The sequence below is a fragment of the Ruegeria sp. AE4 genome (assembly GCF_056542185.1).
In genome coordinates this window covers 209,458-233,100 of record NZ_JBQFZK010000003.1, presented here as the reverse complement: position 1 = coordinate 233,100, position 23,643 = coordinate 209,458, and the positions used below count along the sequence as shown (strand labels likewise).

26 protein-coding genes are annotated in these 23,643 nt (G+C 59.5%); 11 read left to right on the top strand and 15 right to left on the bottom strand.

Features of this window, described 5'->3' with window-relative positions; all coding sequences use genetic code 11:
* Positions 1–149 precede the first annotated feature (149 nt).
* Both ACR0EK_RS07750 and ACR0EK_RS07745 read left to right on the top strand, forming a co-directional pair.
* Positions 150–941: a formate/nitrite transporter family protein gene (locus tag ACR0EK_RS07750; protein WP_480967723.1), complete on the top strand. Its 792-nt coding sequence runs from the start codon at positions 150–152 to the stop codon at positions 939–941.
* A 110-nt stretch (positions 942–1,051) separates the two neighbouring features.
* Complete coding sequence (locus ACR0EK_RS07745; protein WP_209507887.1) at positions 1,052–1,759, top strand: ORF6N domain-containing protein; 708 nt, start codon at positions 1,052–1,054, stop codon at positions 1,757–1,759.
* Between the two features lie 20 nt (positions 1,760–1,779).
* Here the strand turns inward: ACR0EK_RS07745 and ACR0EK_RS07740 are convergent, their stop codons facing one another.
* The 6 genes from ACR0EK_RS07740 to ACR0EK_RS07715 form a co-directional block, all read right to left on the bottom strand.
* On the bottom strand, positions 1,780–2,208 hold the full coding sequence (locus ACR0EK_RS07740) for an excalibur calcium-binding domain-containing protein (protein ID WP_480558898.1): 429 nt from the start codon (positions 2,206–2,208) through the stop codon (positions 1,780–1,782).
* Between the two features lie 132 nt (positions 2,209–2,340).
* Positions 2,341–2,748, bottom strand: a complete 408-nt coding sequence (locus ACR0EK_RS07735) for a universal stress protein (RefSeq protein ID WP_209507891.1) — start codon at positions 2,746–2,748, stop codon at positions 2,341–2,343.
* Between the two features lie 64 nt (positions 2,749–2,812).
* A complete protein-coding gene (locus ACR0EK_RS07730; RefSeq protein ID WP_209507893.1) occupies positions 2,813–3,139 on the bottom strand; it encodes an antibiotic biosynthesis monooxygenase family protein in 327 nt (108 codons plus the stop codon).
* 140 nt (positions 3,140–3,279) lie between these two features.
* Positions 3,280–5,568, bottom strand: a complete 2,289-nt coding sequence (locus ACR0EK_RS07725) for a glycosyl hydrolase family 28-related protein (protein WP_480899315.1) — start codon at positions 5,566–5,568, stop codon at positions 3,280–3,282.
* A 138-nt stretch (positions 5,569–5,706) separates the two neighbouring features.
* Complete coding sequence (locus ACR0EK_RS07720) at positions 5,707–6,108, bottom strand: DUF4864 domain-containing protein (RefSeq protein ID WP_480475250.1); 402 nt, start codon at positions 6,106–6,108, stop codon at positions 5,707–5,709.
* A 48-nt stretch (positions 6,109–6,156) separates the two neighbouring features.
* On the bottom strand, positions 6,157–7,731 hold the full coding sequence (locus ACR0EK_RS07715) for a lysine--tRNA ligase (protein WP_480475248.1): 1,575 nt from the start codon (positions 7,729–7,731) through the stop codon (positions 6,157–6,159).
* A gap of 210 nt (positions 7,732–7,941) precedes the next feature.
* Here ACR0EK_RS07715 and ACR0EK_RS07710 point away from each other — a divergent pair, with 210 nt between their 5' ends.
* On the top strand, positions 7,942–8,427 hold the full coding sequence (locus tag ACR0EK_RS07710; protein WP_480483275.1) for a hypothetical protein: 486 nt from the start codon (positions 7,942–7,944) through the stop codon (positions 8,425–8,427).
* A gap of 118 nt (positions 8,428–8,545) precedes the next feature.
* The gene (locus ACR0EK_RS07705; RefSeq protein ID WP_209598583.1) at positions 8,546–8,968 is read left to right on the top strand and encodes a tellurite resistance TerB family protein; all 423 of its coding nucleotides are present in this window, start codon (positions 8,546–8,548) and stop codon (positions 8,966–8,968) included.
* Between the two features lie 26 nt (positions 8,969–8,994).
* Here the strand turns inward: ACR0EK_RS07705 and dacB are convergent, their stop codons facing one another.
* The 3 genes from dacB to ACR0EK_RS07690 form a co-directional block, all read right to left on the bottom strand.
* Positions 8,995–10,473 (bottom strand): D-alanyl-D-alanine carboxypeptidase/D-alanyl-D-alanine endopeptidase, encoded by a 1,479-nt coding sequence (gene dacB / locus ACR0EK_RS07700; protein ID WP_480967722.1) that lies wholly within the window; start codon positions 10,471–10,473, stop codon positions 8,995–8,997.
* Positions 10,474–10,539: 66 nt separating this feature from the next.
* Entirely contained in the window at positions 10,540–11,160 is a 621-nt protein-coding gene (locus ACR0EK_RS07695; protein WP_480483271.1) for a nicotinate-nucleotide adenylyltransferase, read from the bottom strand.
* Positions 11,161–11,192: 32 nt separating this feature from the next.
* Positions 11,193–11,660 carry an MOSC domain-containing protein gene (locus tag ACR0EK_RS07690; RefSeq protein WP_480967721.1) on the bottom strand — a complete coding sequence of 156 codons (468 nt, stop codon included), beginning with the start codon at positions 11,658–11,660 and terminating at the stop codon, positions 11,193–11,195.
* Positions 11,661–11,800: 140 nt separating this feature from the next.
* Here ACR0EK_RS07690 and ettA point away from each other — a divergent pair, with 140 nt between their 5' ends.
* Together ettA and ACR0EK_RS07680 are read left to right on the top strand one after the other, a co-directional pair.
* The gene (ettA, locus tag ACR0EK_RS07685) at positions 11,801–13,468 is read left to right on the top strand and encodes an energy-dependent translational throttle protein EttA (RefSeq protein ID WP_010442471.1); all 1,668 of its coding nucleotides are present in this window, start codon (positions 11,801–11,803) and stop codon (positions 13,466–13,468) included.
* 442 nt (positions 13,469–13,910) lie between these two features.
* Positions 13,911–14,375 (top strand): hypothetical protein, encoded by a 465-nt coding sequence (locus tag ACR0EK_RS07680; protein ID WP_480899309.1) that lies wholly within the window; start codon positions 13,911–13,913, stop codon positions 14,373–14,375.
* A gap of 197 nt (positions 14,376–14,572) precedes the next feature.
* Here the strand turns inward: ACR0EK_RS07680 and ACR0EK_RS07675 are convergent, their stop codons facing one another.
* The 3 genes from ACR0EK_RS07675 to ACR0EK_RS07665 form a co-directional block, all read right to left on the bottom strand.
* Positions 14,573–14,977, bottom strand: coding sequence for an REP-associated tyrosine transposase (locus ACR0EK_RS07675; RefSeq protein ID WP_480967720.1), 405 nt, complete (start codon positions 14,975–14,977; stop codon positions 14,573–14,575).
* 3 nt (positions 14,978–14,980) lie between these two features.
* Complete coding sequence (locus ACR0EK_RS07670; RefSeq protein WP_480967719.1) at positions 14,981–15,172, bottom strand: transposase; 192 nt, start codon at positions 15,170–15,172, stop codon at positions 14,981–14,983.
* A 134-nt stretch (positions 15,173–15,306) separates the two neighbouring features.
* On the bottom strand, positions 15,307–15,744 hold the full coding sequence (locus ACR0EK_RS07665) for a hypothetical protein (RefSeq protein ID WP_480899303.1): 438 nt from the start codon (positions 15,742–15,744) through the stop codon (positions 15,307–15,309).
* A 535-nt stretch (positions 15,745–16,279) separates the two neighbouring features.
* Between ACR0EK_RS07665 and ACR0EK_RS07660 the strand changes: the two genes are divergently transcribed.
* Both ACR0EK_RS07660 and ACR0EK_RS07655 read left to right on the top strand, forming a co-directional pair.
* Positions 16,280–16,486: a cold-shock protein gene (locus ACR0EK_RS07660; protein WP_209506380.1), complete on the top strand. Its 207-nt coding sequence runs from the start codon at positions 16,280–16,282 to the stop codon at positions 16,484–16,486.
* A 168-nt stretch (positions 16,487–16,654) separates the two neighbouring features.
* Positions 16,655–17,209, top strand: a complete 555-nt coding sequence (locus ACR0EK_RS07655; RefSeq protein ID WP_209506382.1) for a L,D-transpeptidase — start codon at positions 16,655–16,657, stop codon at positions 17,207–17,209.
* An 18-nt stretch (positions 17,210–17,227) separates the two neighbouring features.
* Here the strand turns inward: ACR0EK_RS07655 and ACR0EK_RS07650 are convergent, their stop codons facing one another.
* Positions 17,228–17,854: an arylesterase gene (locus ACR0EK_RS07650; protein WP_480899381.1), complete on the bottom strand. Its 627-nt coding sequence runs from the start codon at positions 17,852–17,854 to the stop codon at positions 17,228–17,230.
* A 65-nt stretch (positions 17,855–17,919) separates the two neighbouring features.
* On the opposite strand from ACR0EK_RS07650, the gene ACR0EK_RS07645 reads away from it, so the two are divergent.
* Positions 17,920–18,615 (top strand): ABC transporter ATP-binding protein, encoded by a 696-nt coding sequence (locus ACR0EK_RS07645; RefSeq protein ID WP_480773295.1) that lies wholly within the window; start codon positions 17,920–17,922, stop codon positions 18,613–18,615.
* The gene (locus ACR0EK_RS07640) at positions 18,612–21,140 is read left to right on the top strand and encodes an ABC transporter permease (RefSeq protein WP_480832226.1); all 2,529 of its coding nucleotides are present in this window, start codon (positions 18,612–18,614) and stop codon (positions 21,138–21,140) included. The genes ACR0EK_RS07645 and ACR0EK_RS07640 overlap by 4 nt, the downstream gene beginning before the upstream one ends.
* A 2-nt stretch (positions 21,141–21,142) precedes the next feature.
* Here the strand turns inward: ACR0EK_RS07640 and ACR0EK_RS07635 are convergent, their stop codons facing one another.
* A complete protein-coding gene (locus ACR0EK_RS07635; protein ID WP_209598591.1) occupies positions 21,143–21,589 on the bottom strand; it encodes an RrF2 family transcriptional regulator in 447 nt (148 codons plus the stop codon).
* A gap of 93 nt (positions 21,590–21,682) precedes the next feature.
* Here ACR0EK_RS07635 and ACR0EK_RS07630 point away from each other — a divergent pair, with 93 nt between their 5' ends.
* Entirely contained in the window at positions 21,683–22,252 is a 570-nt protein-coding gene (locus ACR0EK_RS07630) for a gamma-glutamylcyclotransferase family protein (RefSeq protein ID WP_480538949.1), read from the top strand.
* A gap of 48 nt (positions 22,253–22,300) precedes the next feature.
* Here the strand turns inward: ACR0EK_RS07630 and gltX are convergent, their stop codons facing one another.
* Positions 22,301–23,626, bottom strand: a complete 1,326-nt coding sequence (gene gltX / locus ACR0EK_RS07625) for a glutamate--tRNA ligase (protein ID WP_480899301.1) — start codon at positions 23,624–23,626, stop codon at positions 22,301–22,303.
* Between the last annotated feature and the right edge of the window lie 17 nt (positions 23,627–23,643).

The window sequence follows — 23,643 nt, the reverse complement described above, 5'->3', positions numbered from 1 at the left end:
GCGCCGATTTTCAACCATACACCGCACTGCATCCGGGCGGTTGTCCCTTCAGGGTTGCAGCCTCGCCCCCAGTGCGGTTGTTTTTGCACCGATGGATGCTTTGATCCCAATCAATGCCGCACCACGAATGCCTCGGCAAAGTGGGTCCCATGCAAACACAGAACCCAACCGGAATTGACGCCTACAAACCCGCCCAGATCGCCGAGCTGGTTGAAACCGCTGGCGTTGCCAAGGCACATCTCACGGTCGGCCAGACGCTGACTCTGGCGATACTTGCGGGTGTGTTCATCGGCTTCGGCGGGGCCGCCTTCACCATGGTCATGACCGGCGTTGACCCGGGGTTTGGACCGGCCCGGTTCCTGGGTGGCGTCGTGTTTTCTCTGGGCCTGATCCTTGTGATCGTCGGCGGGGCCGAGCTGTTCACCGGAAACGCCCTGATGACCGTCGCGGCGGTGGATCGGAAAATCTCGCCGCGCGCCCTGCTGCGCAACTGGAGCCTCGTGTACCTTGGGAACTTGGTCGGGTCTATCGCGCTGGCTCTGGCCTTCGCTGCAACCGGTTTGCTGGACGGGCCCATGGGGGCCACCGCATCAGCAATCGCAAATGGCAAGGCCGACCTCTCTGCCACCCAGGCGTTTGCGCGCGGCGTTCTGTGCAACGCGTTGGTCTGCCTTGCCGTCTGGCTGAGCTTCGCGGCCAGAACAGCGGCGGGCAAGATCATGGCGGTACTCTGGCCCATAGCGGCGTTTGTCCTCTTGGGGCTCGAACATTCGGTCGCCAACATGTACCTGCTGCCGCAGGGCGCGCTTGCCGGTGCCGATTTCGGTTTGGGCGCGGCCATGGGCAACCTGTTCTGGGTCACGATCGGCAATATTGTCGGCGGCGCAGGCGGCGTCGCGCTTGCCTATCGCTTTGCCTATCTGCGCAATACGCCCGGCTGAGCACGCGGTTTATCAGGTTTTGGGCAAGGAGATCCCCACACTCCACCCTTGCACCCCGCCCCACCCTCCTCCACGTTTGAAATCACAAATTGTGATTCCAAACGGCTGCCATGACGAACCCGAAAAACCTGCCCAGCGCGCATGAGGTGCAAAGCGCCATTCACAGGGTGCGCGGCACCCGTGTGGTGCTGGCCGAGGATCTGGCGCAGTTCTACGGAAAATCCGTCAGTGCCTTCAATCAGGCGGTGTCGCGCAACACCGACCTGTTCGAGGGCTACCGCTTTCAGCTGACCGATGCCGAGGTCGCTGATTTGCAATCACAGAATGTGATCTCAAAACCCAAAGGCCGTGGGGGGCGGCGGGTCAATCCGTGGGTCTATACCGATTACGGCGTGGCCATCGCCTCGGCTCTGTTCAAGGACCCGCGCGCGATCAAGATCACGCGGATGATCACCGAAGCCTTTGTCGATGGCGCGAACGCTCTGGCCGAGGTTCCACGCAACCTGCCGGAAATCCTGCCGCCCGAGGATGCACCCACCCCGCTGCTGCCCAATGGCGACCAACTGCGCGAACTGGCCGAAAACATCCTCGATTCCGGCCAGCAGAGCCTTGTCGATTATATCGCCAACCCCACCACCAAGCGCCAACAGGCCGTGGCGGTGATCATGAAGACGCTGGCCGAAACCGCCGGGGAAGAGGTCCGCACTCAACAGGAACGCCTGCGCCTGCGTATCGCCGAACGGCTGGCCACCGGCGATTATGCCAGTGACGACGACCGCAAAGGGTTGTTGGAACTGCTACAGGCGATGAAAGGTTAGCCCTTTCCCGCCCCTAGAATTCAGGGGCGCACGAACTTGGCGCTTCCCACTGACCGTTCGCGCGGCTTCGGCTGGTCCTGTGCCTGCACGGTGGTCGCGCGTGGCAGCTCCAGCTCGGCATACCCGCAGGCCACCCCGTCACCATCCGGGTCGTTGCGCTCATGATAGCCCGGCTGCCCTGCGCGGAATGGCCCGATCCCCATGGCCTGTGTCGCATCACATCCCGCCAGCGCGATCAGGTGGATCACCGCCTCGTCCCGCTCATAGCCCGAGGTGCGCAGAAAGACGCCCGTGGCAATCAGCGCGGTCGTCAGCGGCAGCAGCAGAACCATGATCAGTATCCGCAGCGGGGACAGCGCCTGCCGCCGCGCCGCCTCGGCGCGCAGATGCCGTTTGGCCGAGCGCGGGTTCAGATCAGGTGCTTCCTGCGTTGGTTTCTTGAACAACATGCCCCGACCCATAAGGGCAATATGTGGCAAAGCCGAGGCAACACAGTTCCACCGGGTTCAAAAAATCTGGCCCGGCCCGAAACCACCGCCCGCACAGGCACAATTTTGCTTACTGCCAGTGATGCCCGGCCGTCACCGTACCACATGCACCGCACAAGGGGCGTGGCGCACAATATGGGACGCGGTTGATCCCAACAGCAGATCCTGCATCCCCGGCCGGTGCGAGGCCACGATGATCAGGTCCGGGTGATGTGCCTCGGCCCAGTCCAGAATGGTCCGGCCGGAATGCCCTTCGACCACCACGCCCGTGGCATTCGGCAATTGCGACGCCAGCGTATCAAGCTCTGACTGAATCGCCTTTCGGGCCTCGGACAGATATTCCGCCGGCATGTACGAGATTGCATAATTCGGAATATGCTCAACCACATGCAGCAATGTGACCTGCGCGTCCGGTGTGGCCAGAACCCGGGCCAGTTTCAACGGCCCGGACGTGTCTCTTTCAGCATCGAAAGAAATCGGAACGAGAATGTTGTGATACATAGCATGCGCCTCCGTTTTGCAGACTTACTTTGAAACAGACATGCACCGCAGGCTTTGATTCAGGTCAGGTAGAGCCAAATGTCTCTGCAACGTCATACATGACCGGCTCAAAGCTCTTGCACAGCTCGTTGATCTTGCGGTTGCGGTCGCGCATCTCGGGGGTCCGCAGCATGGCCAGGAAATCCTCGCGACGTTGCCATTGCGAATAGTTGGCAATCCGGGTTTGCGCATCATTCACATGAAGCCCCGCAGAAACAAAGCCGGGCTGCTTCGAAATGAACTCGGAATAGGCGTCGGTCAGCGCTTCCAAAAGGTCCTGACAGGTGCCGGGCGTCATTTCAAACGTGGTGATAACTGTCTGAACACTGGCGTTTTTGGCGATTTTCGGCATCGGGATTCTCCATTTCTTTCCCCAAGCCTAGCACATCAGATTGAAACGTCGCCTATTTCCTTACCGCTGCGCCAATCCGCGCTTTTCTGCGCCCGTTTATCAGGCGGCTGGCAACCCGGTATGGGCGGCCAGCCGCTGTTTCAACGCTCCATGCGCATCGTGACCGAGACTTCGCCTTTCAGGTGATCCGGCCAGCGCAGAATAAGACTGTCGCCACTGACCCCCTGTTCCGTCAGAACATGAGGGGCCGAATAGACAAGGTTGTTGAACACCCCGGTCAGCGACCCGATGGCAGTGACCCCGTCGCAACCGCGCGCCTTGCCGCCAAACGGCAATTCGCCGTTTGCCGAAACAGTCCAGACATTCGCGACCGAGTTCTGCTGGCTGCGGATGCGCAGCGGGTTCGAGGATCTCTTGCCAATCCCGTGATAGGTATTGTTCTCGTAGGTCACGTTCGAATGCCTGTTATTGTCCAGATCGGCAAAAGACGTATCGACCCGTTCCGCCCGGTCGATCGAACCGCTGGTGGCGCGGAACTTGTTCCCGGTCACCGTCACACCATTCAGGTAATGGCCAGCGCCATAGGGGCGGATGATGATATAGCTGAACCAGGCCGGCGCATCGCTCGAGAAAAAGATATTGTCCGTGATGCTCATCGAACTGAACGAGAACCCGCTGGTATAGGTGGGTGCCGCATCGCGTTCATTGGTCCATTCGATAAAGCAGTTGTCGACATAGTTCTCGGCAATGGTCGAGGTGTTGTAGGTGCCGATCATGATCAGCCCCGCGGTACGGACCCCTTGCGGGATGCCGTCGCCCTGAAAGAAATGGTTGCCCAGAACCAAATTAGTACCGCCGCCCAGAACGGCAAAATGCTTGAACCGTACCGCCCGATTGTGACGCAGCTTCACATCGTTCGAGTTGGTGTTCAGCCCGATGGAATTCCGGTCCGTCACGTCAAGCGCTTCTTCTGAGGACAAGAACTGGCAATTGTCGATCAGCAGCCCCTTGCACCCCGTCGCGGTCGAGGTCAGTCCCCGATCCTTCGGGCGACTGATAAAACAGTCCTTCAACGAAAATGTGCTGCCCGAGGCCGCCAGACGAATGCCGCTGCACCGGCTGTTGCACTGAAACTCGATCTGTTCCATGCCGAATTTCCGCAACGTATCGAAACCGCTGAAATCCAGCAGGTATTTGAACGACTGAAAGGTAAAGGTCTGGGTACCGGCGGCGTCATAGATGGGTGCACTCAGGGTTATCTCACCGGCACCTATGTTTTTCGAGCGCACGTAAACCTCACGCCCGACACCACTGCCTTCAACCAGCGATCCTACCGGAATATTGGCCACATTGGCGACATTGGTCAGGCGTGTCTTGTCCAAGGGGTCATAAGTAGCGACAGAGGTGAAGGTTTCGGTGTCCCAGGCGGTACCGCTTTTGACATCGAACTGCCCGTTGCGGATCACGCGGCGCGTGGAAAAGCCGCTTTGCTTGTTGGGAACCGCAGCGGCCATGTCGATTGGCGCGGAAACGGAAATCTTGCGCCCGCCAAGATCCAGCGAGTCGTGGTCCGAGTTGTTCAGCAGCGCCTGAAACGCCTTCTTGAAGGCCAGCTCCTCATCTCCGAACGCCTCAATATATGCGGGCAGATGGAAATCCTTGGTCAGCAACAGCATCTTGTCATCCGGCATGGTGACGGTGCCTTCGAATTCAATCTCCGCATCGATGCTGGTGTTTTCCGCAAGGTGATAGATGCCTTGCGGAACAAAGACCCGGCGGCCACCGGCCGCCTGATCCGCCGCCTCAAACGCAACCGAGTCATCCGTCACACCATCACCAACGGCACCAAAGTCGCGCACATCGACCAGGCTGATCATCTCGCGCAGAAAGAACCCGGTGACATCGGTGATCTCAAGATCATCGACACGCACCAGCGCGCCGTTGGCCCCTTCGATATCCAGGCCGAAATGCCCGTAAAGGGCGGCAAGCCCCCAGGGCATGTCCACGCCCGGGCGCTGACCGGTGCCGACAATCGCGGTGATCTCGTGAACCGTGCCATAGCCCGACAGCTGGGTGGCCGGCCCCTGTTCCACAACACCGGCCACATGCACATCACCCGCGCCACCGGCCCAGGCTGCAATGCGCACCGACGGCAACGGGCCGCTGATCGCCTTGACCCGGGCTTTGATCTGCAAATAGCAACCGGGCAGGATCGGCGTCTGCCCCATGTAACGCAATTGCTGGGTTGTGTTGACCTTCAGAATCTCAAGACAACCGGCAAAATCCGCATCCGCCGGAACAAACACGCCCGTGCCGGACCCGCCATATGTGGGCGACCCGGGCGTTCCGTCCCCCGCAGACCAGACGGTCAGACCATTCGCGAATTGAGGCGGCATGAACACGATGCCGTCGGTGATTGCCTTGTTCATTGAAAACCCTTTCCCAATCGCGCCGCGCAAATCCGGCGACGCGTTCAAACCCCGTGTTCAGGTCCGCCCCGAACGCGACAGTCTGGATATCGAAAAGGAATTAACCACGGTTCATCTCACCGTGACGGTGGTGTTGCCTCAGGCCGCAGGGTCAGCGGCACCCAACAGTTGCACCCCGTTGATCTTCCAGCCTTCCGTCAGCGGGATCATCTGATAGTCCAGAAGATGCACCCGCCCGTTACCGTCCGTAATCATCACCTTCTGCCACAGCGCGCCATCGACCTCGCGCAGTTCCAGAAAACGCACATCGGCGGGGCGCCAGACCATGGGATAGCCATTGCGCACCATCGCGCCGAAATTGTCGGGGTTTCGGAACAGACGCTGGATGCTGGGGCTGGCAAAGGTGAAGGCGGTCGCAAAGTCATCCGCCCGGAAGGCCTGTATCTGTGCCGCGATATTGGCCTCGATCTCGGCACTCTGCGCAAATGCGCCCGACGCCAGCCCGGCGCTCAGGGATAATGCAAGCAGTAGTCGACGCATGGGGCCACCTCCTGTTCCAAGGATAGCCCCATGCCGGTTCAGGTCAAATCAGACCAGCTCTCCGGCCAGTGCCTTGTCGATCAGCGCGATGGTCTCGGGCACGCCGTAAAGCGCGATAAAGCCCCCGAAACGCGGCCCTTGCGAGGCCCCCAGCAGCACCTCATAAAGCGCCGAGAACCACCCTTTCATCGGATCAAACCGCTCGCGTCCGATGGCATAGACCACCGATTGCAACGCCTCATCCTCGGTCGGGCCATCATATGCCTCAAGCGCCGCCTTCAGCGCTTCCAGCGCCTCGCGCTCCTGATCCGTCGGCGCGCGATGCTTGCGCGTCGGCTTGACGAAATCGTTGAAGTACCGCACGGCGAAACCGGCCGCCTTGTCCAGATCGGGGTGGCTCTCTGCCGTTGCCTCGGGCGCATAGCGGCGGATAAAGCCCCACAGCGCCTCCTTGTCTTCGGCACCGGAAACCGATGCCAAATTCAGCAGCATTGCAAAGGGTACGATCAGGGTCGATTCCGGCACGTCGCCGCCGTGGATATGCCAGACCGGGTTGTTCAACTGCGCCTTCAGGTCCTGCCCCGGATAGGCGCGCAGCTGCTGATGATACTCATCATAGGCTTTCGGGATCACGTCGAAATGCATCCGCTTGGCCGTCTTGGGCTTTTGGTACATGAAGTAAGCCAGCGACTCGGTCGGCGCATAGGTCAGCCATTCGTCAATCGAGACACCATTGCCCGACGATTTCGAAATTTTCTGTCCGTTCTCGTCCAGAAACAGCTCATAGCTGAAATGCTCGGGCGCGCGGCCACCCAAGGCCCGGCAGATCCCGTCATATATCTTTTCGTTGGTCGCGTGTTCCTTGCCGTACATCTCGAAATCAACGCCCAGTGCCGCCCAGCGCGCCCCGAAATCCGGCTTCCATTGCAGCTTCACGTTGCCGCCGGTGACGGGAACGGTCCATTCCTTGCCGTCTTCATCATCGAAGGTGACGGTATAGGTCTCGGCGCAGACCTTTTTCATCGGCACATACAGAACCCGCCCGGTTTCCGGGTGGATCGGCAGGAAGATCGAATAGGTCTGCTGGCGTTCTTCCCGTAGGCTTTTCAACATGATGGCCATCACGTCGTCATAGCGTTCAACCGCACGCTTCAGGATCTCGTCGAACTGGCCCGAGCGATAAAAGTCGCGCGCCGAATAGAACTCGTATTCGAACCCGAAGGTATCAAGGAACCGGCGCAACATCGCGTTGTTGTGTTCGCCAAAGCTGTCAAATTCGCCAAACGGATCAGGAACCGAGGTCAGCGGGCGCTGCAAATGCTCTTCCAGCGCCTCGGGGTTCGGCACGTTGCTGGGAACCTTGCGCATCCCGTCCAGATCGTCCGAAAAACAGATCAGCTTGGTCGGGATATCCGACAGCGCTTCAAAGGCGCGCTTGACCATCGTGGTCCGCGCCACCTCGCCGAACGTGCCGATATGCGGCAGGCCCGACGGGCCGTATCCGGTTTCAAACAGCACATACCCCTTTTCCGGAGCACCTTTCTGATAGCGTTTGAGCAACCGGCGCGCCTCTTCAAAGGGCCAGGCCTTGGACGACATCGCGGTTTCGCGCAGTTCAGACATTTCAATGTGCTCCATTGGGGAAACGGTCGCGGCTGCACCACGCAACCCGACCGGCCCCTCCTATTGTGCCAGTGCAGCATGAGTCAATGACAGGCAACACTTTTCGCGATCCTGCGGCACCAGATCACTGGCGCCACCCCGCAAGGACTGTCAGTTTTCCCAATAGGCACACGACCCTTCTTCCTCCACGTCCAGGCGCGAAAGCAACTCATGTACAGAATGAAACCCGGTGTTAAGAAAGACCCCGAGCGCAGGTGGGCGCTTCCGGACCGTATATTCTTCGGCAATGGCGCCTGCCACATACTCGCTGGCGTCTATCTGAAGATGTCGCCCCTGCCCGGTTTTTATGCAGAAAGAATTGTCCCTGCCGAAGGGTTTGCCGGAAGCCACATCTACGTCACCAATGGCTTGCTCGCGTTCGATTGCCACGGGTATACGATCCGGAACCGGCTTGTCAGGTATTACACGAACAATTGGGCCGGCGAATATGATGAAGGGTGGAATTGCTGGCTGGAACTGGTGAATTTCGACCTTCTGAGTACCGCAGATCTGAATGCACGCAAGTTTCTTGGCCCCGACCAGTACAGATATGACCCGGTTGAGCGGGCACAGAACTATCTCGCACGGATTGACCACAAAAATGCTTCAGAGAAAACCATGCTCCGGCACCTCCGGGTTATGCCCGACCGGGGTTAAACAGAATTCCTAACCCCCAGAACCTGCTTTTCCGCCTCAAATCACGAGCTAGGTGTTGAACCTCACCGCCCCCCCTCATATCGTGCGCGATCAGAAACACCCAAGCAGGATGCCCCGAATGACCGAGCAAGTTCCCCACCCGATGTCCCCACAGGATTGCCTTGTGGCGATCATGGTTGCGATCTCGGCCTCCGACGAAACCATCCGAACCGCCGAGCTGGTCAAGATCGAGGTCGCCGTGAACATGTTGCCGGTTTTCGCCGGGTACGACATCGACCGGATGCGCCACGTGTCGCAGGTCGTGTTTGACCTGTTCGAACAGGAAGACGGGCTGGATGCGCTGTTCGGCCTGATCCGGGACAACCTGCCCGAACGCCTGAACGAAACCGCCTATGCCCTGGCCTGTGACGTCGCTGCCGCTGACGGAACGCTGGCCGAATCCGAACTGCGCCTGCTGGAAGAAATCCGGTACGAGCTGGACATCGACCGCCTGCACGCGGCCGCGATCGAGCGCGGGGCCCGGGCGCGCCATACTGTCTGACGCCTGCTTCAGGCCGGTTTCAGGTTTCAGCTTCCGTAAAGTGCCCCCCAGCGCTCCAGCAAGGCGCGCTGCAATTTCCGTGATCTGCTGTTCCAGCTGCGTGCACCATCCGGGCGTTCACGCTGCGCGCGTGGGATCGTGGCGCGATGATCCACGTCGGCGGTGAATATCGCGAATGCCAGATCGACCCCGTCCGCAGTTGTCAGGAAACCGCCCAACCCGGATACAAAGTTCAATGTTCCGGTCTTGGCATCAACCTTGATCGGGTGGTTCTTGACGGGCCGCCCGTTCCGGTCGGTCAGTGCAAAAGGTTTCATCAGGGGCCGCAACATCCCCGACTTCTGCGTTGCAACAAGGGCCGCAACCAAATCCGCCGGTACCATGCGCGAGGCATCGCTCAGTCCCGAATGATCGACCATGGCGATTCCGGTCACGCCAAAACGACTGGCGGCCCACCGGTTCATCTCGGCTGCCGATTCCACCAGGGTGTGCGGGGCAACACCGCGCGCCCTGGTCGCGGTCAGCCCGACCATCTCGGCCGTCAGGTTGGTCGAGTATTTCAGCATCCCGCGCAGGACATGGTCCAAACTGTCGCTGCGATGCACCACAAGATCAACACCCCGTACGCTCTGGCGTGTCACCTGAACACGCTTCAAAACGATCCCGTTCGACCGCGCCAAGGTGCGAAACACATCGCCCGCGTACAAAGCGGGCTTGCGCACCGGCAACCAGCGGGCCCCGCCATTGCCCAGCGCGCCCTTGGCCACGGTCCAGCGATCCTGCCGCGCGCTTGCCTGATAGGTATAGATCGGCAGGCTGCGATCCTCGACCCGCATGGCCGAGACATCCACTGCAGGCACATAACGCTCACTGCGGGCATCCATGGTTATGTCATAGCCATTGCCTGCGCGTTTCCATTCGAAATGGACACGATTGAAGTTCAGGGAAATGCCGCTGACGGCCGGGCTATAGCCCACATGATCCGGCTGCCCGGGATCGATGCTGAACACATAAGGCAACGCCCCGTCATAAACCTTGAACGCGCCGCGCACTTCGATAATCCCGGCCTCGCGCAGATTGGCCGCCATCGAGGCTAGCGCATCCGTATCCAGCAGCGGGTCGCCGCCCCCAACCAGAATCAAATCGCCGTGCAGAACGCCCTTCTCGATCCGGCCATCCGCCACCAGGCGAGTTTCGAACCGGTGTTCCGGCCCCAGAACATCCAGCGCATAAAGCGCGGTCATTGCCTTTCCAACGCTGGCCGGGGGCAGACTTGCGCCCTCGCCAAACACTTCCAGTTGCGCCCCGGTCGCCACATCCGCAACCGCAAACACAACTTCGCCTTTCAGGCCTGCTGCGGCCACCAATCGCTCGGCACCGCTTAATATGACCCCACGCGCCTGCGGCCTCAGCGATACAAGCGGTGCCTGCGCAAGGCCCGCTGCCGGGATCAGGGACGCCCCTAATCCCCCCAGAAACAATCGACGTGAAAAACGACCAGCCATAGCCGAATTAAAATCCCACAGATCAAAAGCACACAACCACTGTGTTAGATTATGCGCCCGTTGGGGCTATTCCGGCAACACTTCCGCGCCCCATTCCCCGCGCGTCCGAAGATCGGTCGAACTGACATCGATCATCGGCACGTTCACGAAACACCACGCCGGGGCCTGTGCCTGCCCCAGAAGATGCCGCGCCTGCCCGTCGATCCGGTACTTCGCATAAACCCGCGCCGCAGGCGACATCCGGGCCGAGATCCGCTCGCCCGGCCGCGCCACCACGCCCACCGGCACAGTGTCCATGATCAGCCGCCAGTCTTTCCAGCGATGAAACTGCGCCAGATTATCCGCGCCCATCAGCCAGACAAACCGCACCTGCGGGTAAAGCCGTCTGAGCGCTGTCAGAGTGTCCGCCGTCGCCCGCGTGCCGACCAGCGCCTCGATATCCGTCACATCCACCTTCGGATGCTGCATCACCTGACGCGCCGCCGCCATCCGCCGCGCAATCGGCGCAGGCCCCCGCTCTTTCAACGGATTGCCGGGTGACACCAGCCACCACACCCGATCCAGCCCAAAGGCCTTCATCGCCTCACGCGTTACATGCACATGGCCCCGATGCGGCGGATCGAATGACCCGCCGAACAGCCCAACGACCTGCCCGGGCCGCGCGTATGGGATGTCGTATCGCTCCATACCCTGCTGATGTTCAGAACCGGGCCGCGTTGTCAATCAATCGGTTGCACGGCGTCGCCCAGCGCAACCCGCCCCGGCCTGACAACTTCGGCGCACCATCCCCCATGCCCCCGCACGGCAGAATAGCCGCCCTTGCCCAGCGCCTCTTCCATCCGGCTGCACGGCGCGCAGATCACGGTAAAGCGCAAAACAGCCTCGCCCACCTGCACCACGCGCCCCTTGAGCGCGGCAAGATTGATCCCCGAAACCACCAGATTGCGCCGCAGGGTTTCCGGGGCCACGGGTCCCCGCCCCAGATAAGACCCAATCGCCGCCAGATGCTCCTGCTGGATCAAAGAAACCGCCCGCTTGCCCGCACGGCTCCGGTCGCCGTCGAGCCCATCAGCCGAGACCACCGCCTCCCTCACCACCTCCACCCCAACCCGCCGCTCGGGCCGGACGCCAATCCACTCTACCCGTCCAGGCTTCGCCCAGCCTGATATTAGTTCTGCCAGTTCCACTACTTCATGCCCCTCATACAGCCCGGCAAACCTAGCCCATGCAGATACGGGACGAAATTCACAAAACCACCAGCTTGCCCCGCCCGCCCCGCTCGGATATCCAGCGTTTCAACCCAATTTCCCGACCCAGAGGACGCGACATGGCCGCCTATCAATATGTCTACCACATGCAGGGTGTCTCCAAGACCTATCCCGGTGGCAAGAAGTGCTTTGAAAACATCCACCTCAGCTTTCTGCCCGGCGTGAAAATCGGTGTTGTCGGCGTCAACGGCGCCGGTAAATCGACGCTGATGAAGATCATGGCCGGCCTCGACACCGACTTCACTGGCGAGGCTTGGGCGGCCGAGGGTGCCAAGGTCGGTTACCTGCCGCAGGAACCGCAATTGGATGAATCGCTCACCGTCCGCGAAAACGTGATGCTGGGCGTGGCTGCGAAAAAGGCCAAGGTCGACCGTTTCAACGAAATCGCCATGGAGATCGCCGAGAATTACTCGGACGAGCTGATGGAGGAAATGACCACCCTGCAAGACGCGATCGACGCGGAAAACCTCTGGGACCTCGACAGCCAGATCGACGTGTCGATGGAGGCGCTGCGCTGCCCGCCGGACGATGCCAACATCGCCAACCTCTCAGGTGGTGAGAAACGCCGCGTGGCGCTCTGCAAGCTGCTGCTCGAAGCGCCCGACATGCTGCTCCTGGACGAACCGACCAACCACCTGGACGCCGAGACCATCGCCTGGCTGCAACAGCACCTGATCGACTACAAGGGTACCATCCTGATCGTCACCCACGACCGTTACTTCCTGGATGACATCACCGGCTGGATCCTCGAACTCGACCGCGGCCGCGGCATTCCGTACGAAGGCAACTACTCCGCATGGCTGGAACAAAAGGCCAAACGGCTGGAGCAGGAAGCCCGCGAGGACAAGTCCAAGCAGAAAACCCTGCAGCGCGAACTGGAATGGATGCGTCAGGGCCAGAAGGCCCGTCAGGCCAAATCCAAGGCCCGGATCAACGCCTATAACGAGCTGGCCGAACAGTCCGAACGTGAAAAGCTGACCCGCGCCCAGATCGTCATCCCCAACGGCCAGCGCCTTGGCGGCAAGGTGATCGAGGTCGAGGGCCTGTCGAAACATATGGGCGACAAGCAATTGATCGAAGGGCTGGACTTCGCCCTGCCCCCCGGCGGCATCGTCGGCGTCATCGGCCCCAACGGTGCCGGTAAATCGACGCTGTTCAAGATGCTCACCGGTCAGGAACAGCCCGACAGCGGCACCATCACGCTGGGCGACACGGTCGAGCTGTCTTATGTCGACCAGTCCCGCGACGACCTGAAAGACAACGACACAGTGTGGGAGGCGATCACCGGCGGCGCCGAGATCATCCAACTGGGCGACGCGCAGGTCAATTCCCGCGCCTATTGCTCGTCCTTCAACTTCAAGGGCGGCGACCAGCAGAAAAAGGTCTCGCTGCTGTCAGGGGGTGAGCGCAACCGCGTCCACATGGCCCGCCTGTTGAAAGAGGGCGGCAACGTCCTGCTGCTCGACGAACCGACCAACGACCTCGACGTCGAAACCCTGCGCGCACTGGAAGACGCGCTGGTCGATTTCGCCGGTTGCGCCGTCGTCATCTCACACGACCGCTTCTTCCTCGACCGGATTTGCACGCATATTCTGGCGTTTGAAGGCGACGCGCATGTGGAATGGTTCGAAGGCAACTTCGAGGATTACGAAGAGGACAAAAAGCGGAGGCTCGGACCGGACGCGCTTGAGCCCAAGCGGTTGAAGCATAAGAAGTTCGCTAGGTAGGTTTTCGAATGGGCGCAGTCGCGCCTAGTCGAGCGGAACGGAAACCGAGTGGGATGGAGTTTGACCTATCCTTCCGCCGGTGCAATCTTACCCGTTTCCGCGCCGCGGCCCTGTCCAAAAAAGATGGGCCAATTCAATTACTCTTAAAATTCTCTCTCTAAGGACAACAATGACAGAACTTCAAAAGGCAATCCAAAGCGCATGTCAAACCGTGGCGCTACTTAGCAAAGCACGGTGTGTCAGGTCCTACGATCAAAAACCGGACAGTAAATTTAAGATGTTGTACCCTTGGCCAAACGAAAAGGGTCGAAACATCGAGTTATCATCATTTGCAGCCTCAAGGGGGTTGTCTGTAAACTCAACTTTACGAGTTAAATCGCTAACTGTTTCCTATGACACGTACCGAGAGCTTAAGAAAATCCACTTGTCAGAGGTGGATCGCATGCGCGTTAGCCGTATGTTGCTTGATGTAATGCAGATCGTGGAGGGGGGCAAAAAAATCTCTAGTGTTACCGCGGTCTGGGATACAACCGCACATCCAGAACGAGTTGTCCCTCAGTCGATGACAGACACAGCCGGGCTGGAAGAGTTTGTTAGACACTCAGACAGCATGTTTATGTTTGACAGGCACGACGCAAACGAGAGTGTTAAGTTACGGCCGGTTGCCTTACCCGCTTTACTCAAAGCCATGCCTGAAATTAATGATCTGGTGGTGGCCCATGCAGACCGAAGTGAGTTTGCGGGTGAGGTTGTCGACAACAAAAGCCGAAGCCGCCGGAGCGTCGTTCATCAGGGAAACCAAGATTACCTGCAAAAAGTCTTGAAACATACGAACGATTCTGTTCGTAAACTTGTCGGCGACTACGAATGGTCACATGATCTCAGAAGGGTGATGCCGGATTTCTAAGAGCAGACTGCAATCCTAGGACCAATACTCGCACCCCTCACGCCAACTGGTAGGCCGGGCTTCAGCCCGGCACCCCTCGAAACACCCACACCTTTACCAAAATCCGCCGATGGATTGCCTCAAAACCCTTCAATCGATCTGTGCGTCATGGCGAATGCCGGGCTGAAGCCCGGCCTACGGAATTGGGTTCCTTGACCCTACGGCTCTCCAAACGTCCCCTCCATCACACCGCCGCTCCATTCCGGATCAACCCGGCCCGCACGGATATCGCGATGGATCGACGAATATGGCCAATCGGTTGGATGCTCCACGAACCCATGTTTGACCGGATTCCCCCAACAATACTCCATGTGATTGCGAAAATCCCGTTCGTCACGAATGGTATGTTCCCAAAACCGACGCTGCCAAACGGGCGCTTCGCGTTTGTTGGCCCGTAGGCCGGGCTTCAGCCCGGCATATCTGCCAAAGGTCACAACGGGCAGAACTGTCGGTATCGGTGCCGGGCTGAAGCCCGGCCTACGGTTTGCCTTGTTCACGCCCATGGTGAACCGCGCCTTGATCGCACCCCACCGCGTGGAATAATCCGCATCGCCCGGCGGCAAGGTTCACACCGCGTGCGCATGATCCGGCAACACCACAAACGCATCACACCAAAACGGACGCTCCCACTGCGCTTCGGCAAAAGCCGCGCGCAGATGTGCGACCTCGCGGGTCAACAGGTCCGATGACCGGTCGGCCAACGACACCGTAAAGAAATATCTGGCACCGGGAATGCGGACGCGGCGATAATCACTCATGCGCGCAAGGTGGCGCAGGTATGACTACCAAGTGGTTAACACGCGCCTTTTCAGGCAACCATCGCAGGTCGGGTGGTCCACCAACCTTCGGCGTCCCATATCACAGCATTCAAGGATGATTGCAGGTGCAGCGCTTATCCGGATCGGTTGCCGCGCAGCCGTCCGACACCGAACAGCCCTGTCAGCGCCCCAACCAGCAGCAGCCAACTGGCCGGAAGCGGCACGGCCGAGACGTTCACGTCCACCGGCGTTTCTTCGGACCCGGGCTCATTGCACCACAGCTCGCAGAATTCGGGCCCGGAGTCCTCCTCGACCTCCGTCCGTTCAGCCAAAACCTCCAGCCAATGCTTCGGCCTTCCACGTTCAGCCAAACGAGGACGTCTTTCCTTTCGGCGCGGATTCTCTTTCGCGAAGACAGGTGTCTTCAACTCGTGTTCAAATTCGAACATGCTGCCGAAATTGAGCCCGCCTTCACGCGCGCCCGGCATCGAACCCTCTGTCCCAAACGGAACAGTCAGGGCCTGCGCGGCGCTGGCCCAGCACAACAAGGTTATCGTACAGACAACTTTCATATCCGCCCCCCACGGTTGCCTGAAAGTATAGCACCGGATCGCAGATTTTCCAAACATAGTGATTGATGAATAATAACCGTCAGTTGTGAGAAGACCCCCCGCTCAACCGGTCAGAACAACACTGGTTCTGAACACATGCCTGCAACCAAAAAGTGTCGCCCTCCAGAGCGCAAGCGTGGCCCGTGGTGACCACTCTGGATGGCTGACCGGGAAAGTGTGGGTCCAGGTTTTTCACCGCCGTCGCGCGTATCAACAGACAGGGTGGTCAGAGCGCCCGGGACGCTGTCAATCACCGCCAAATCCGCCTGAAACCCATCAGTGGATTCTTGTACAAATTGGGCTTTCTGCCCTCTGGCCCCTGTACAATCCGTACAAACCACTCTTGCCACAGGCTTACCTCAATGCCATATGCAAGGTGCTAACGTTTTTCTATTTCGACCTACTGTCTCCTTCTACGGCGCTCAGTCTATCGATCCAGACCTACGACGCCAGGCTGCCGCAACTCCGTGGGCAGCACCAAACAGGAGACACGGATATGCCAGCAGGCACCGTAAAATGGTTCAACACCACCAAAGGCTACGGCTTTATCGCGCCCGAAGATGGCGGCAAGGACATCTTCGTCCACATCTCGTCCGTCGAACGCTCGGGCCTCACCGGTCTGGCCGACAACCAGAAAGTCACGTACGAACTGCGTTCGGGTCGTGACGGCCGCGAAAGCGCAGACAACATCCAGCTTGCATAAGCTTTTGAAAGGGTGAGGGAAATCCCTCACCCTTTTGTTCAACCGCTACCGTTTCGGTGGCTGTTTGATCACATCACGGATACGTGATGCTTGCCCCAGAATTGACCAAATAACATATCATGATGAAACTGGCTCTTAGGTTTCATTGGTCAATTGATGAGGGTTTCGATGTTTACACGCCGAGTTTTTCTGGCCGGAACAGCGGCCACGCTGCTGCCGGGCATCGCCAGCGCCAAGAAAGCGGTCGAGTATGATCCGACACCGCAGTTCGTGCGCATCAAAAAGCAGTTCCTGCCCGGGCAGCTGCTGGTCGCCCCCCGTTCATTCTATCTTTACTATGTCACCGAACCACGCAAAGCGATCCGCTATGGCTGCGGCGTCGGCAAGGCTGGTCTGGAATTCACCGGCACCGCTACCATCGATGTGAAGAAGGAATGGCCGACCTGGCGCCCGACCCAAGAGATGATCCAACGCGATCCGGTGGCCTACGCAAAATTCAAGGACAATGACTATGTCCAGCCGGGAGGTGGGGATAACCCCCTCGGCGCGCGCGCGATGTATTTGTTCCAGAACGGTGTCGATACCTATTTCCGAATCCACGGCACGACACAGCCACAAACCATAGGCAGGGCGGTGTCAAACGGGTGCATTCGAATGCTGAATGAACATGTCATCGATCTGTATAACCGGGTCCCCATCGGAACGGTTGTTACGGTCGTCTGATCGCTATCACGGGGATGGCTAACCTTCCCCGCCCGCCTGCGTCACGAGTTGCAGCACGGACGGACCCATTGCGTCGACGATCTTCGCCACCCCTGCCGCATTTGGATGAATGCCGTCCGACTGCATGAAGTGCGACACGGCCCCAGGGTCGCCCTCCGCTGCAAGCCCCTCGAAGAAACTACTGTAAAACAGGACTTCAAACTCCTGCGCCAGCGCAGGGTACATGCCATCGAATGCCCGCTTGTATTCAGCGCCGTAGTTGCCCGGCGCCTGCATTCCGATCAACAAGACAGGAACCTTCGCATCGCGTGCAACCTCAAGGATCTTGCGCAGATTGGCTTGCGAAACAGCAGGATCGATCCCGCGCAACACGTCATTCCCGCCTAAGGCAACGATCATTCCGTCCACATCGGGTGTCAGGGTCCATTCCACCCGTGCGGCACCACCCGCCGTTGTATCGCCCGAGACACCGGCGTTGATAACCCGGACATCTGCGTCCTGCGCCTGTAGCCAACGGTCAAGCTGGGGAACAAACCCGTTCTCTTCCACCAGCCCGTAGCCTTGCGTCAGCGAATCCCCAAGGGCTGCAATCGCCACCTGTTCGGCTGTGGCCGCAAAACCGCAGAACACAAATGGGCTTGCCATCAAAACCTTGCGCAATACGGTGATCACTCCATATCCCAAAAACCGCTCCTTTATCGGGAAGACCCATGACGCCTGCTGTTCTCGCTCTTCAGAATGCCGCTTTATCGCTGGATGGCAATGCCGGGCGGGTCGATATTTTGCATGACATTACATTGACCGTGAACAGGGGGGAAACGCTGGGGCTGATCGGGCCATCGGGGTCGGGAAAATCGTCGCTGTTGATGCTGATGGGTGGGTTGGAACAGGCAACAAGCGGTCAAATCTTGGCCTTGGATCAGAATTTGACAAGCATGGACGAGGACGCCCTGGCGCGGTTTCGGCGCGACAACATGGGCGTGGTGTTTCAGAATTTCCACCTGATCCCAACGATGACCGCGTTGGAAAACGTGGCGACACCACTGGAACTGGCAGGGCACAAAGATGCGTTCGACCGGGCCGAAACTGAACTGAATGCCGTGGGATTATCGCATCGCCGCGATCATTACCCAGCACAGTTGTCGGGTGGCGAGCAGCAACGAGTTGCCTTGGCGCGCGCATCGGCACCACGCCCCAAGATCTTGCTGGCGGACGAACCGACCGGGAACCTGGACGAGACAAACGGTGCCGCGATCGTTGATCTGCTGTTCGGGCTTCGGCGTAAATATGAAGCGACGCTGGTTCTTGTGACGCACAGCCGTTCACTGGCTGAACGATGTGACCGGGTGATCCGGCTGCGCGACGGCAGGATTGCCGACGAGATACGGCAGGAGGCCGCAGAATGAGCCTTCGGCTTGCCGCGCGGCTGGCCCGTCGAGAGCTGCGCGGGGGCCTGCGCGGGTTTCGCATCTTTCTGGCTTGTCTGGCCTTGGGCGTCGCAGCCATCGCAGCCGTCGGATCGGTGCGTCATGCGATTCAGACCGGGCTGACCCGCGAAGGGGCATCACTGTTGGGCGGCGATGCCGAGCTTGAGTTCACTTATCGTTTTGCCACTGAGGCCGAGCGCCTCTGGATGCAACAGGCATCCGAGCAGGTGTCCGAGATTGTCGATTTCCGCTCGATGGCGGTTGTACCCCGCGACACCGGGCCGGAACGTGCGCTGACCCAGGTCAAATCTGTGGATAAGGCTTACCCGCTGGTCGGATCGGTCAAACTTGAGCCGGACATCACGCTGAGCGACGCCCTGAACGGCAGGGCCGGATTACCCGGTGCCGTTATGGAACCTGTTCTGATCGACCGGCTTGGTTTGTCGGTCGGTGATCACTTCGCGCTAGGCACGCAAGAGTTCATTCTGATGGCCGAACTTCGGAATGAACCCGACAGCGCCGCGGCTGGTTTTGCCTTGGGGCCACGTACAATGGTGCGTACCGAAGCGTTGCAGGCATCTGGCCTGCTGGAACCCGGAACGCTTTTTTCGACCAGGTACCGGCTGACCTTGCCCCAAAACGCGAACCTGTCGGAGGTGTCCGCACGTGCCAGCGCCGCGCTTGAGGGCACGGGGATGCGCTGGAGCGATGCACGCAACGGCGCGCCGGGCATATCGGAATTCGTCAACCGCCTGAGTGCCTTTCTGGTCCTTGTCGGTTTGTCAGGGCTTGCCGTCGGTGGCATCGGTGTGTCCGCCGCCGTGCGGGCCTATCTGAGCCAGAAAACGGAAACCATTGCGACATTGCGGACATTGGGGGCGGATCGCGCTACCATTTTTCAAACTTACCTGATTCAAATCGGAGTGCTGTCCCTGACCGGCATTGTAATTGGGCTGGTGCTGGGCGGGGTGGCTCCGCTTTTGCTGGCGCCGCTGCTGGAATACCGGTTGCCGGTTCCGGCGGTGTTCTCGCTCTATCCGCGACCGCTGATCGAGGCCGCACTTTATGGCTTGCTGACAGCATTTCTGTTCACGCTCTGGCCGCTGGCCAGAACCGAAGATGTGCGCGCCGCAACCCTGTTTCGCGATGCGCTGAGCGCAGCGCGTCCCATCCCACGCGCGGTTTACGTCGTGGCGACCGGGATTGGATTGGCGTCCCTGATCACGATTGCGTCCTGGTTCAGCGGATCAACTCGCCTTACCCTGTGGACCAGTGGCGGACTAGCGGGCGCACTGATCCTGCTGGCGTTCGCAGCCTATGCCATTCGCAAACTGGCACGGGCCGGAACACCTTTGGCGCGGGGCCGCCCTGCCCTGCGATGGGCCTTGTCCGCCATCTCTGATCCGCGTGAAGGCGCGGGGTCGGTGGTTTTGTCACTTGGTCTGGGTTTGTCAGTGCTGGCAGCGGTTGGGCAGATCGACGGCACGCTGCGCAATGCGATCTCCGGCAATCTGCCGGATGTCGCGCCCTCATACTTCTTTGTCGATATTCAAAAAGACCAGATGCCGGGTTTTACCGAACGGCTGCAAACCGATCCTGCTGTCAGCCGCATTGAAAGCGCACCAATGCTGCGAGGGATCATCACTCAGATAAACGGCCGCCCCGCGCGCGAGGCAGCCGGAGATCATTGGGTACTGGAGGGAGATCGCGGCGTCACCTATTCAGCCCGACCCCCGGCAAATGCACGGGTGACAGCGGGGGAATGGTGGGCCGAGGATTATTCTGGCGCACCACAGATCAGCTTTGCAGCCGAAGAAGCCGAAGAGATGGGTCTGAAACTCGGCGATCAGATAACTGTCAACATCCTGGGGCGGGATATCACCGCAGAGCTGACCTCAACCCGAGAGGTGGATTTTTCCACAGCGGGTATGGGTTTTGTCATGTCGATGAACCCGTCGGCGCTGGCGGGCGCACCACATAGCTTTATTGCGACGGTATATGCAGAAGAACAGGCCGAGGCCGCTATTCTGCGAGATCTTGCGGGCCAGTTCCCCAACATCACGGCCATCCGTGTGCGCGACGCCATTGACCGTGTTTCGGGCCTATTGGCAGGGATCGCCGCTGCTACCTCGTATGGCGCGGGCGTGTCTTTGTTGACCGGATTTCTGGTTCTGATCGGTGCGGCAGCCGCCGGTGAACCCGCTCGCAGATACGAGGCGGCAATCCTCAAGACGCTGGGGGCTGACCGTGGCCGCATCCTGCGCAGTTTTGGACTGCGCTCGGTCCTGCTGGGTGCCGCGGCGGGTTGCGTCGCCTTGCTGGTTGGCATCCTGGGCGGCTGGGCTGTGGCCACCTATATCTTCGACACAGGTTTTACCGTGATCTGGTCTTCGGCCATTGGCATTGTTCTGGCCGGTGTCGGCGTCACGCTCTGCGCAGGATTTGCCTTCGCACTGCGCCCTCTCTCTGCCCGGCCAGCCCGAATTTTGCGGGCCAGCGACTAAGATCAGCGTATGCAGGCCACGGGCTGCAACAGCTTCAGCAACGGGTCGTTGTCACAAACCAGCGCATCCAACGACACTTCGTCCAGAGATGCATAAAAAACTTCCGCCGCATCCTGCAACGCCAGCCGCAGCCTACAGGCATCGGTCAAAGGACAGGTGTTATCCGCATCCGCAAAACACTCGGCGATGGGCAAGGCCCCTTCTACGTGCCTGAACACCGCGCCGATCCGGATTTGGCTTGCTGGACGTGCCAACGACATACCGCCGTTGCGGCCGCGCTGAGTGCTCAGGTAATTCAACTGGCTTAACTGGTTGATCACCTGAGCCAGATGGTTTTCCGAGATGTTGCAGACTTCGGCAATCTCGGCTTTGGTGACCAGCCGGTCCGGGTGTGCAGCACAATACATCAACAGGCGCACAGCGATATTCGTCCGTTTGGTAATCCGCATGAGGGCCTCCCTGAAAACAAGATGAAGCCTTATTGCATGTCGCGGAAAAAAGCGGTTTGACATACATCAATCGATCAAAAGGAAGCCGTTCCAATGGCCGACCCGTATTTCTTTGGTTATGGAAGCCTTGTGAACCTCGCCACCCATGATTTTCCCGACCCCCGCCCGGCAAAGCTTAAGGGTTGGAAACGTGCATGGCGACACACTGATCTGCGCCCGGTCGCGTTCCTGACGGCTGTCCCGGACCCGGAGTCTGAGATCGAAGGCATGATCGCGCATGTCCCCAAGAACGACTGGGCTGCGCTGGATGAACGGGAATGGGCCTATGACCGAATTCCGGCAACCCGGTCGGTTTCACATCCGCTGACACATGAAGTTGAAATTGCGGTCTACGCCGTCCCGCAAGGTCGGCACAACAAGCCCAGCAACCGCCATCCCTTGTTGCTCAGTTATATCGACGTTGTCGTTCAAGGCTATCTACGGGCATTTGGAGAGGAAGGGGCAGACCGGTTCTTTGCAACAACCAGCGGCTGGGATGCCCCGATCCTGAACGACCGGGCCGAGCCCCGTTACCCACGACATCAACAACTGAAACCAGCCGAACGTGACTTCGTTGATGATCGACTGATCAGATTGTCGGCCCGGATTGAACAGCCGGAATAAATATGGGCCGCGCCTGTGCACGACCCTTTTTGCTGGAATAGTATCGATTTACCCGCGCGCGCGGATCACCTGCAACAGTGGCAGCAACGCAGCCATTTCAGGGCCACGCTCGGCACCGGTCAACGCCTTGCGCAGCGGCATGAACAGACCTTTCCCCTTGCGCCCTGTTGCCTCTTTCACGGCATTGGTCCAGGCTCCCCAGGTGTCGCCATCAAACGGGCCTTCGGGCAGCAGCGACATGGCTTTAGCGATGAATTCGCGATCTTCTTCCGCAACCAACGGCTCGGCACCATCACGGCAAAGGTCCCACCACCCTTTAAGGTCGGCTAAAGTGGTAATGTTTTCCCGCGCCATGGCCCAGAACGGCTCGGCTAACTCAGCAGGCACCCCGGCATCCGCGACAGCATCGGCTACATTCGCCAGCGGCAGAGATTGCAGGTGTTTGGCGGTCAGCGGGAACAGGTCCTGCACGTCGAACTTGGTCGGCGCGGCACCAAACCGGCTCACGTCAAAGCCGTCGATCAACTCGGCCATTTCCGAGCGCAGTTCGACCGGATCGGACGAACCCAGACGCGCCATAAGGCTCAGCAGTGCCATCGGTTGCACGCCCTGTTCGCGCAGATCGCGCAGGGCCAGCGTACCCAGGCGTTTCGACAGAGCTTCGCCCTGCGGGCCGGTCAGCAGCGAGTGATGCGCAAAGCGCGGGCAATCCCCGGCCAGTGCCTTGATGATCTGAATCTGGGTCGCAGTGTTGGTCACGTGGTCCGAGCCGCGCACGACATCAGTCACGCCCATTTCGGTGTCATCCACCACCGACGCAATCGTATAAAGAACCTGCCCATCACCACGGATCAGCACCGGATCAGAGACCGAGGCCGCATCGATCGAAATGTCGCCCAAAATACCGTCGGTCCACTCGATCCGTTCGTGATCCAGCTTGAAACGCCAGACGCCGTTGCCACGTTCGGCGCGCAGCGCATCCTTCTCGGCATCCGACAGGTTCAGCGCGGCACGGTCATAAACCGGCGGCTTGCCCATGTTCAGCTGTTTCTTGCGCTTCAGGTCCAGCTCGGTCGGTGTCTCAAACGCTTCATAGAACCGCCCCATCGCGCGCAACTTGTCAGCCGCTTCGGCGTAGCGGTCCAAACGCTCGGATTGACGCTCGACACGATCCCAGTGCAAACCCAGCCATTCAAGATCCTGTTTGATGGCATCGACATATTCCTCTTTCGAGCGTTCGGGGTCGGTGTCATCGATGCGCAGGATGAACGTACCGCCTGCTTTGCGGGCGATCAGATAGTTCATCAGGGCGGTGCGCAGGTTGCCCACATGGATGTAACCGGTGGGCGACGGGGCAAAACGGGTGGTTGTCATGGGTGTCTCCTGTTGGC